This window comes from Enterobacter sp. R4-368 (assembly GCF_000410515.1).
GTDB lineage: Bacteria > Pseudomonadota > Gammaproteobacteria > Enterobacterales > Enterobacteriaceae > Kosakonia.
Genome location: NC_021500.1, coordinates 2,566,085 through 2,576,126, shown reverse-complemented (window position 1 = coordinate 2,576,126; position 10,042 = coordinate 2,566,085). Strand labels below are relative to the sequence as shown.

General features: G+C 53.2%; 13 protein-coding genes. 12 read left to right on the top strand and 1 reads right to left on the bottom strand.

Annotation, left to right across the window (positions count from 1 at the left end; genetic code table 11):
• Positions 1-93 precede the first annotated feature (93 nt).
• From kefG to slyD, 4 genes are all read left to right on the top strand, one after another.
• A complete protein-coding gene (gene kefG / locus H650_RS12200; protein ID WP_017459889.1) occupies positions 94-645 on the top strand; it encodes a glutathione-regulated potassium-efflux system ancillary protein KefG in 552 nt (183 codons plus the stop codon).
• A complete protein-coding gene (kefB, locus tag H650_RS12195; protein ID WP_020455504.1) occupies positions 645-2,450 on the top strand; it encodes a glutathione-regulated potassium-efflux system protein KefB in 1,806 nt (601 codons plus the stop codon). The genes kefG and kefB overlap by 1 nt, the downstream gene beginning before the upstream one ends.
• 10 nt (positions 2,451-2,460) lie before the next feature.
• On the top strand, positions 2,461-2,661 hold the full coding sequence (locus tag H650_RS12190; protein ID WP_017459891.1) for a YheV family putative zinc ribbon protein: 201 nt from the start codon (positions 2,461-2,463) through the stop codon (positions 2,659-2,661).
• Between the two features lie 94 nt (positions 2,662-2,755).
• The gene (slyD, locus tag H650_RS12185; RefSeq protein ID WP_017459892.1) at positions 2,756-3,343 is read left to right on the top strand and encodes a peptidylprolyl isomerase; all 588 of its coding nucleotides are present in this window, start codon (positions 2,756-2,758) and stop codon (positions 3,341-3,343) included.
• A gap of 158 nt (positions 3,344-3,501) precedes the next feature.
• Here slyD and H650_RS12180 read toward each other — a convergent pair whose 3' ends face one another.
• Positions 3,502-3,720 carry a protein SlyX gene (locus H650_RS12180; protein WP_020455503.1) on the bottom strand — a complete coding sequence of 73 codons (219 nt, stop codon included), beginning with the start codon at positions 3,718-3,720 and terminating at the stop codon, positions 3,502-3,504.
• A 237-nt stretch (positions 3,721-3,957) separates the two neighbouring features.
• Between H650_RS12180 and fkpA the strand changes: the two genes are divergently transcribed.
• From fkpA to fusA, 8 genes are all read left to right on the top strand, one after another.
• On the top strand, positions 3,958-4,830 hold the full coding sequence (fkpA, locus tag H650_RS12175) for an FKBP-type peptidyl-prolyl cis-trans isomerase (RefSeq protein ID WP_020455502.1): 873 nt from the start codon (positions 3,958-3,960) through the stop codon (positions 4,828-4,830).
• 159 nt (positions 4,831-4,989) lie between these two features.
• Positions 4,990-5,712 (top strand): helix-turn-helix transcriptional regulator, encoded by a 723-nt coding sequence (locus H650_RS12170; protein WP_017459895.1) that lies wholly within the window; start codon positions 4,990-4,992, stop codon positions 5,710-5,712.
• A complete protein-coding gene (gene tusD / locus H650_RS12165) occupies positions 5,712-6,098 on the top strand; it encodes a sulfurtransferase complex subunit TusD (RefSeq protein WP_020455501.1) in 387 nt (128 codons plus the stop codon). Before H650_RS12170 ends, tusD begins: the two co-directional genes overlap by 1 nt.
• Positions 6,098-6,457 (top strand): sulfurtransferase complex subunit TusC, encoded by a 360-nt coding sequence (tusC, locus tag H650_RS12160; protein ID WP_020455500.1) that lies wholly within the window; start codon positions 6,098-6,100, stop codon positions 6,455-6,457. The genes tusD and tusC overlap by 1 nt, the downstream gene beginning before the upstream one ends.
• Before the next feature lie 7 nt (positions 6,458-6,464).
• Positions 6,465-6,752 (top strand): sulfurtransferase complex subunit TusB, encoded by a 288-nt coding sequence (gene tusB, locus H650_RS12155; RefSeq protein WP_044489508.1) that lies wholly within the window; start codon positions 6,465-6,467, stop codon positions 6,750-6,752.
• 124 nt (positions 6,753-6,876) lie between these two features.
• Entirely contained in the window at positions 6,877-7,251 is a 375-nt protein-coding gene (gene rpsL, locus H650_RS12150; RefSeq protein ID WP_003023654.1) for a 30S ribosomal protein S12, read from the top strand.
• A gap of 97 nt (positions 7,252-7,348) precedes the next feature.
• Positions 7,349-7,819 (top strand): 30S ribosomal protein S7, encoded by a 471-nt coding sequence (gene rpsG / locus H650_RS12145; protein ID WP_007369802.1) that lies wholly within the window; start codon positions 7,349-7,351, stop codon positions 7,817-7,819.
• Between the two features lie 99 nt (positions 7,820-7,918).
• Entirely contained in the window at positions 7,919-10,033 is a 2,115-nt protein-coding gene (fusA, locus tag H650_RS12140) for an elongation factor G (RefSeq protein WP_020455498.1), read from the top strand.
• Positions 10,034-10,042 lie beyond the last annotated feature (9 nt).

The following is a 10,042-nucleotide window of genomic DNA, read 5'->3' as shown; positions in this document are numbered from 1 at the left end:
CGCAATGGTAGCCCAAAATGAAGATGATAGACAAAATCATTCTGGCAGCGCCCACAGGCCGCTCGCCAGAGTTTGACACCCGGGAGGGGAATGATGTCGCAGACAGCGAAAGTGTTGCTGCTGTATGCCCATCCGGAATCACAGGACTCGGTGGCTAACCGGGTTTTGCTTAAGCCGGCAACGCAGCTGCAAAATGTCACGGTGCACGATCTTTATGCCCGTTACCCTGACTTTTTTATCGATATTCCTTATGAACAGGCGTTGCTGCGTGAGCATGACGTCATTGTGTTTCAACATCCGTTATATACCTACAGTTGCCCGGCGCTGCTCAAAGAGTGGCTTGATCGTGTGTTAAGCCGTGGCTTTGCCAGCGGCATTGGCGGGAACCAACTCGCGGGAAAGTATTGGCGTAGCGTGGTCACCACCGGGGAACCGGAGGCCGCGTATCGCCACGATGGGCTTAACCGCTACTCCATGAATGATATTTTGCGCCCGTTTGAGCTGACTGCCGCCATGTGCCGCATGCACTGGTTAAGCCCGATTATTGTGTACTGGGCGCGCCGGCAACAGCCGCAGGAGTTGGCGAGTCACGCCAAAGCGTATGGTGACTGGCTGGCGTCACCGTTGCCTGTGGGAGGCCGTTAATGGAAGGTTCCGCGCTTTTACTGGCCGGTGTGTTATTTCTTTTTGCGGCGGTGGTCGCTGTTCCGCTTGCCGCGCGTTTAGGGATTGGCGCGGTGCTCGGCTACCTGCTTGCGGGTATCGCGATTGGCCCGTGGGGGCTGGGGTTTATCAGCGATGTTGATGAGATCCTCCATTTCTCCGAGCTGGGTGTGGTGTTTCTGATGTTTATCATCGGGCTGGAGCTGAACCCGCGAAAACTTTGGGAGCTTCGGCGCTCCATCTTTGGCGTCGGCGCGGCGCAGGTGCTGCTGAGCGCGGCGATCCTCGCCGGGCTGCTGATGCTGACGCAATTTTCCTGGCAGGCGGCGGTGATTGGCGGTATCGGCCTGGCGATGTCTTCCACCGCGATGGCGCTGCAACTGATGCGCGATAAAGGCATGAACCGCAGCGAATCCGGCCAACTGGGATTTTCGGTGCTGCTGTTTCAGGATTTAGCTGTGATCCCGGCGCTGGCGCTGGTGCCGTTGCTGGCGGGCAATGGTGATGAGCATCTCGACTGGATGAAGGTTGGCATGAAAGTGCTGGCGTTCGCGGGCATGTTGATTGGCGGGCGTTATTTGCTGCGGCCTGTGTTTCGCTTTATTGCCGGTTCCGGCGTGCGTGAAGTGTTTACCGCCGCGACCTTACTGTTGGTGCTTGGCTCGGCGCTGTTTATGGATGCACTGGGGTTATCGATGGCGCTGGGAACCTTTATCGCCGGTGTGTTGCTGGCTGAAAGTGAATATCGCCACGAGCTGGAGATCGCCATCGAGCCTTTTAAAGGGCTGTTGCTGGGGCTGTTTTTTATTTCCGTTGGCATGGCGCTGAACCTTGGGGTGCTCTATACCCATCTGTTATGGGTGGTACTGAGCGTTGCGGTACTGGTGGCGGTGAAATCACTGGTGCTGTACGGGCTGGCGCGAATATACGGTTTGCGCAGTTCGGAGCGTATGCAGTTCGCCGGTGTGTTAAGCCAGGGTGGTGAATTCGCGTTTGTCTTGTTCTCCTCGGCGACTTCTCAGCGCTTGTTCCAGAACGATCAAATGGCGCTGCTGCTGGTCACCGTCACGTTGTCGATGATGACCACACCGCTGCTGATGCGTGGCGTGGATAAACTTCTCTCCCGGCGTTTTAACACCCCGGAAGATGAAGATGAGACTCCATGGGTGGAAGACGACAAACCGCAGGTGATTGTGGTGGGGTTTGGGCGTTTTGGTCAGGTGATTGGCCGCTTGTTAATGGCGAACAAGATGCGCATTACTGTGCTTGAGCGCGATATCAGCGCCGTCAACCTGATGCGTAAATATGGTTATAAGGTCTATTACGGGGATGCAACCCAGGTGGAGCTGCTGCGCTCGGCGGGCGCGGAGGCGGCGCAATCGATCGTCATCACCTGTAATGACCCGCTGGATACGATGAAGCTGGTGGAGATTTGCCAGCAGCATTTTCCGAACCTGGCAATCCTGGCTCGCGCCCGTGGGCGTGTGGAAGCACATGAACTCCTGCAGGCCGGTGTGACGCAGTTTTCCCGCGAGACCTTCTCCAGTGCGCTGGAGTTAGGACGTAAGACGCTTATTTCGCTGGGGATGCATCCCCATCAGGCTCAGCGTGCGCAACTGCACTTTAAACGTTTAGATATGCGTATGCTGCGCGAGCTGATGCCGGTGCATACCGATACGATGCAAATTTCCCGTGTCCGCGAAGCGCGGCGCGAGCTGGAGGAGATTTTCCAGCGTGAAATGCAGCAAGAGCGTCGCCAGCTGGATGGCTGGGACGAGTTTGAATAAGGGGAATCGAATGGCTGTACGAAAACGTTTTATCGCCGGGGCGGTTTGCCCGGCATGCCAGGCGAAGGACTCAATGGCAATGTGGCGTGAGAATAATGTTGATATTGTTGAGTGCGTTAAGTGTGGGCACCAGATGCGTGAAGCGGATAAAGAAGCCCGCGAGCATGTTCGCAAAGATGAGCAAGTGATTGGCATTTTTCATCCGGACTAGCGAGATCGGGCAGCTTTTTTTAAGCTAGAGGGTACACGGGTGCAGAATTCCGCTACAATCTGCGCCAGTAATTTTCCCACGCTCAGGAGATATCATGAAAGTAGCAAAAGACCTGGTGGTCAGCCTGGCCTATCAGGTACGTACAGAAGACGGTGTATTGGTTGATGAGTCTCCGGTGAGTGCGCCGCTGGACTACCTGCACGGTCACGGTTCCCTGATCTCTGGTCTGGAAAACGCGCTGGACGGTCACGAAGTCGGCGACAAATTCGATGTGGCTGTTGGCGCGAACGACGCTTACGGTCAGTACGACGAAAACCTGGTGCAGCGCGTACCGAAAGACGTCTTTATGGGCGTTGATGAGCTGCAGGTTGGCATGCGCTTCCTGGCGGAAACCGACCAGGGCCCGGTACCGGTAGAAATCACCGAAGTGGAAGACGACCACGTTGTTGTTGACGGCAACCACATGCTGGCTGGCCAGAATCTGAAGTTCAACGTTGAAGTTGTCGCTATCCGCGAAGCAACCGAAGAAGAGCTGGCTCATGGCCACGTTCACGGCCCGCATGGTCACGATCATGACCACGACCACGATCATGACGGTTGCTGCGGCGGCCACGGTCACGATCACGGCCATGACCACGGGAAAGGTGGTTGCGGCGGTAACGGTGGCTGCGGCTGCCACTAATACGCGTCGTCTTTCGCGTCGCAGGGGCGTTGGCTTCGCTTTTAAACCCCGGTCGCATAGTTTTCTGTGCTCCCGGGGATTTTCAAGTTTGCCGCCTGCCTGCAACACGAAATCCATAGCGTTAGTGATGAGCGGGGAAACCCGCTTTTTTTTACGCCTTAATAATGGGGCGGCGGCGTCTCTTCGGAAGGGGAGGCCATGTGCGAAGGCTGGCTGGCTTTGAGCTTTTCTGCCATTAACCGCAGATGTTCGCGCAGCTTCGCCATTTCCAGTTCATGGGCGACAACCGTCTGGTTCAATTCCTCAATGGTCTTCTCCTGAAAAGCCAACCGGCTTTCCAGTTCCGCCAGTCGCGCTTCTATTGTTAACTCATGCATACATCACCTCTGGATTGCGTCCGGCCCGATTTTCATTAAACGGGCGAATTTTACTGAACTTTGCCGCCAGGTACAGCTCTGGCAAAGAAAAGCAGAAACTTATTTAAACAAAAATAGTCAGAAAACAGGTGAATTCAGGTGGTGTCCTTATGTTGATTTCCACCGCAACGCTTTATAGTACGTCTCTTACTTTTTGTTTAACCCTGGGGCGAGATGCCCCGGCCCCTGGAGAAATGGATGAAATCACTGTTTAAAGTCACGCTGCTGGCGACCACGATGGCCGTCGCCCTTCACGCACCGATCTCTTTCGCTGCCGATGCTGCTGCAAAGAAAGAACCGGCTGCAGCAGCTGACAGCAAAGCGGCATTTAAAAATGACGACCAGAAATCCGCCTATGCGCTGGGCGCTTCGCTGGGCCGCTACATGGAAAACTCGCTGAAAGAGCAGGAAAAACTGGGCATCAAACTGGATAAAGCTCAGCTGATCGCTGGTGTTCAGGACGCGTTTGCTGATAAGAGCAAACTGAGCGACCAGGAGATCGAACAAACCCTGCAAGCGTTTGAGACCCGTGTGAAAACTGCCGCGCAGGATCGCATGGAAAAAGACGCTGCTGACAACGAAGCGAAAGGCAAAGCCTTCCGTGACACCTTCGCTAAAGAGAAAGGTGTGAAAACGTCCGATACCGGTCTGCTGTACAAAGTAGAGAAAGAAGGTACCGGCGATGCGCCGAAAGACAGCGACACGGTTGTTGTGAACTACAAAGGTACGCTGATCGACGGTAAAGAGTTCGATAACTCTTACACCCGTGGTGAGCCGCTCTCTTTCCGTCTTGATGGTGTTATCCCTGGCTGGACTGAAGGCCTGAAAAACATCAAGAAAGGCGGCAAGATCAAACTGGTTATCCCGCCGGCACTGGCTTACGGAAAAACTGGCGTTCCGGGTATTCCGGCTAACTCCACGCTGGTATTCGATGTAGAGCTGTTGGATATCAAGGCCGCGCCGAAAGCCGATGCCGCAGCGCCGAAAGCTGACGCCCCGGCGGCAGATGCTGCTCCGGCAGCTGGTGATAAAGCTGCAGACGCGAAAGCCGCAGACACCAGTAAGAAATAAAATTTGCAATAACGCCGCCTTCGGGCGGCGTTTTTTTTTGCAGCAGGGATATAATTCTGGAAAGCTTAACCTACGATGTATTAATTTATATCCCCATATAAATACTGAGCCTGCCCTGAAAACATAACGACAGGTTCCTGAAAAGGAGTGTTTTTTTTCATGTCCAGGTCGCTATTAACCAACGAAACCAGTGAGCTTGATTTACTGGATCAACGTCCTTTCGATCAGACCGACTTCGATATCCTGAAATCCTATGAAGCGGTGGTGGACGGGTTAGCGATGCTCATTGGCAGCCACTGTGAAATTGTTTTGCACTCCCTGCAAGATTTGAAATGTTCCGCAATCCGTATTGCCAATGGCGAACACACAGGGCGTAAAATTGGCTCGCCCATCACCGATCTCGCCCTGCGCATGCTGCATGATATGACCGGTGCCGACAGCAGCGTATCGAAGTGCTACTTCACGCGTGCGAAAAGCGGTGTGCTGATGAAGTCCGTCACTATTGCTATCCGTAACCGCGATCACCGCGTGATTGGCCTGTTATGCATCAACATGAACCTTGATGTGCCGTTCTCACAGATCATGAGCACCTTTGTGCCGCCGGAAACGCCTGATGTTGGCTCTTCGGTGAACTTTGCTTCCTCGGTGGAAGATCTGGTCATGCAAACGCTGGAGTTCACCATTGAAGAGGTCAACGCGGATCGTAACGTTTCCAACAACGCCAAGAATCGCCAGATCGTACTGAACCTCTATGAGAAGGGAATCTTTGATATCAAAGATGCTATCAACCAGGTCGCCGATCGCCTCAATATTTCCAAGCACACCGTTTACCTCTATATCCGCCAGTTCAAAAGCGGCGATTTTTCCGTACAGGATCGTTAATGCGTTTTGCCCTGATGGTCACCGGCCCGGCGTATGGTACGCAACAGGCCAGCAGCGCGTACCAGTTTGCGCAGGCGCTACTGGATGCCGGGCATACACTAGCCAGCGTCTTTTTTTATCGCGAAGGGGTGAGCAATGCGAACGCGCTCACTGCGCCCGCCAGTGATGAATTTGACCTGGTTCGCGCCTGGCAACGCCTGCATGAGGAACATCAGGTCGAGCTGCATATCTGCGTTGCCGCCGCATTGCGTCGTGGCGTTGTTGATGATGCCGAAGCACAACGTCTGGCGCTGCCTGGTGCAAACCTGCAAGCCGGTTTTTCACTGACCGGCCTTGGCGCGCTGGCGGAAGCCGCGCTCTCTTGCGATCGGGTGGTGCAATTCTGATGCAACGTATCGCCTTTGTGTTTACTTCAGCGCCGCATGGCTCCTCTTCTGGTCGCGAAGGGCTGGATGCGTTGCTGGCGACTTCTGCGTTTACCGACGATATCGGCGTGTTTTTTATTGGTGATGGTGTATTCCAGTTGCTGGCCAATCAGCGGCCGGATGCGGTATTAGCGCGCGATTACATCGCGACGTTTAAAGTTCTGCCGCTTTATGACATCGAACAGTGCTGGCTGTGTGCAGATTCGCTACGTGAGCGTGGGTTAGGCGAGGAGACAACCTTCGTGTTGCCGGCTCAGCGCCTGGAACCGGACGCGCTGCGCGAAAAGCTCGATAGCTACACCGTCGTTCTGACCTTTTGAGGCATTTATGCTGCATACCTTGTCCCGCTCTCCCTGGCAGTATGATATGGCGTCGATGCTCCGTTTGCTGCGCCCCGGCGACGATCTGCTGCTGCTTTCAGATGGCGTAACGGCGGCCTTGCAAAACGGGCGCTATGTTGAGTTATTGCTAAACGCCCCCATAACTGTGCACGCGCTGAAAGAAGATATCGATGCCCGTGGTCTGGGTGGTCAAATTTCAAGCAGCGTTGTCAGGGTTGGCTATACTGATTTCGTTAGCCTGACGGTGAAAAACGCTGTTCAGATGCATTGGTAATGTGTGATCGCTGTATATTTCTTGACACCTTTTAAGCACAGCCATAAAATTCCGCGTCCTCATATTATATGAGGTCGTTTTATTACGTGTTTACGAAGCAAAAGCTAAAACCAGGAGCTATTTAATGGCAACAGTTAACCAGCTGGTACGCAAACCACGCGCTCGCAAAGTTGCAAAAAGCAACGTGCCTGCGCTGGAAGCATGCCCGCAAAAACGTGGCGTATGTACTCGCGTATATACTACCACCCCGAAAAAACCGAACTCCGCACTGCGTAAAGTATGTCGTGTTCGTTTGACCAACGGTTTTGAAGTGACTTCCTACATCGGTGGTGAAGGTCACAACCTGCAGGAGCACTCCGTGATCCTGATCCGTGGCGGTCGTGTAAAAGACCTCCCGGGTGTTCGTTACCACACTGTACGTGGCGCGCTCGACTGCTCCGGTGTTAAAGACCGTAAGCAATCTCGCTCCAAATACGGCGTGAAACGTCCTAAGGCTTAATGGTTCTCCGTTAAGTAAGGCCAAACTGTTTTAACTTTAATGTCAAACTAAACTCTTAGAGTTTTGGACAATCCTGAATTAACAACGGAGTATTTCCATGCCACGTCGTCGTGTTATTGGTCAGCGTAAAATTCTGCCGGATCCGAAGTTCGGATCAGAACTGCTGGCTAAATTTGTCAATATCCTGATGGTAGACGGTAAAAAATCTACTGCAGAAGCAATCGTATACAGCGCGCTTGAGACCCTGGCTCAGCGTTCTGGTAAAAATGAACTGGAAGCTTTCGAAGTAGCTCTCGAAAACGTGCGCCCGACTGTCGAAGTTAAGTCTCGCCGCGTTGGTGGTTCTACTTATCAGGTTCCGGTTGAAGTTCGTCCGGTTCGTCGCAATGCTCTGGCAATGCGTTGGATCGTTGAAGCTGCTCGTAAACGCGGTGATAAATCCATGGCTCTGCGCCTGGCGAACGAACTTTCCGATGCTGCGGACAACAAAGGTACTGCAGTTAAGAAACGTGAAGACGTTCACCGTATGGCCGAAGCCAACAAGGCGTTCGCACACTACCGTTGGTAATCCCTTCGGAGTTTTAGTCACATGGCGGGCGCTTCAAGCAAGTGGCCCGCCGTTTGGCAACTTAAATCTGAACGCCTAAAGAGACAAACGAGGAATCAAATGGCTCGTACAACACCCATCGCACGCTACCGTAACATTGGTATCAGTGCGCACATCGACGCCGGTAAAACCACGACTACCGAACGTATTCTGTTCTACACCGGTGTAAACCACAAAATCGGTGAAGTTCATGACGGCGCCGCAACCATGGACTGGATGGAGCAGGAGCAGGAGCGTGGTATTACCATTACCTCCGCAGCGACTACTGCATTCTGGTCTGGTATGGCGAAGCAGTATGAACCGCATCGCGTAAACATCATCGACACCCCGGGGCACGTTGACTTCACCATCGAAGTTGAACGTTCCATGCGTGTTCTTGACGGTGCGGTAATGGTTTACTGCGCCGTTGGTGGTGTTCAGCCGCAGTCTGAAACCGTATGGCGTCAGGCAAACAAATATAAAGTTCCGCGCATTGCGTTCGTTAACAAAATGGACCGCATGGGCGCTAACTTCCTGAAAGTTGTTGGTCAGATCAAAACCCGTCTGGGCGCGAACCCGGTTCCGTTGCAGCTGGCAATTGGTGCTGAAGAAGGTTTCACCGGTGTTGTTGACCTGGTGAAAATGAAAGCCATCAACTGGAACGATGCAGACCAGGGCGTTACCTTCGAATACGAAGATATCCCGGCTGAGATGCAGGATCTGGCTGACGAATGGCACCAGAATCTGATCGAATCCGCTGCTGAAGCTTCTGAAGAGCTGATGGAGAAATACCTGGGTGGTGAAGAACTGACTGAAGAAGAGATCAAAAAAGCTCTGCGTCAGCGTGTTCTGAACAACGAAATCATCCTGGTAACTTGTGGTTCTGCATTTAAGAACAAAGGTGTTCAGGCGATGCTGGATGCGGTAGTTGACTACCTGCCGTCCCCGACTGACGTACCTGCGATCAACGGTATCCTGGACGATGGTAAAGATACTCCGGCTGAGCGTCACGCAAGTGATGAAGAGCCGTTCTCTGCGCTGGCGTTCAAAATCGCTACCGACCCGTTCGTTGGTAACCTGACCTTCTTCCGTGTTTACTCCGGTGTGGTTAACTCTGGTGATACCATCCTGAACTCCGTGAAAGCTGCACGTGAGCGTTTCGGTCGTATCGTTCAGATGCACGCTAACAAACGTGAAGAGATCAAAGAAGTTCGCGCTGGCGACATCGCTGCTGCTATCGGTCTGAAAGACGTGACCACTGGTGACACCCTGTGTGACCCGGATCATCCGATCATTCTGGAACGTATGGAATTCCCGGAACCGGTAATCTCCATCGCGGTAGAACCGAAAACCAAAGCTGACCAGGAAAAAATGGGTCTCGCTCTGGGCCGTCTGGCGAAAGAAGACCCGTCATTCCGCGTATGGACTGATGAAGAATCTAACCAGACCATTATCGCCGGTATGGGTGAGCTGCACCTCGACATCATCGTTGACCGTATGAAACGTGAATTCAACGTTGAAGCGAACGTCGGTAAACCTCAGGTTGCTTACCGCGAAGCGATTCGTGCGAAAGTTACCGATATCGAAGGTAAACACGCTAAGCAGTCTGGTGGTCGCGGTCAGTACGGTCATGTTGTTATCGACATGTATCCGCTGGAGCCGGGCTCTAACCCGAAAGGTTACGAGTTCATCAACGACATCAAAGGTGGTGTAATTCCTGGCGAATACATCCCGGCCGTTGATAAAGGTATCCAGGAACAGCTGAAATCTGGTCCGCTGGCGGGTTACCCGGTAGTTGATCTCGGTGTGCGTCTGCACTTCGGTTCTTACCACGACGTTGACTCCTCTGAACTGGCGTTTAAACTGGCTGCGTCTATTGCCTTTAAAGATGGCTTTAAGAAAGCGAAACCAGTTCTGCTTGAGCCGATCATGAAGGTTGAAGTAGAGACTCCGGAAGAGAACACCGGTGACGTAATCGGTGACCTTAGCCGTCGTCGCGGCATGCTGCGCGGTCAGGAATCTGAAGTTACTGGCGTTAAGATCCACGCTGAAGTTCCGCTGTCTGAAATGTTCGGATATGCAACTCAGCTGCGTTCTCTGACCAAAGGTCGTGCGTCTTATACTATGGAATTCCTGAAGTATGATGACGCGCCGAACAACGTTGCTCAGGCCGTAATTGAAGCCCGTGGTAAATAAGCCGCAGGG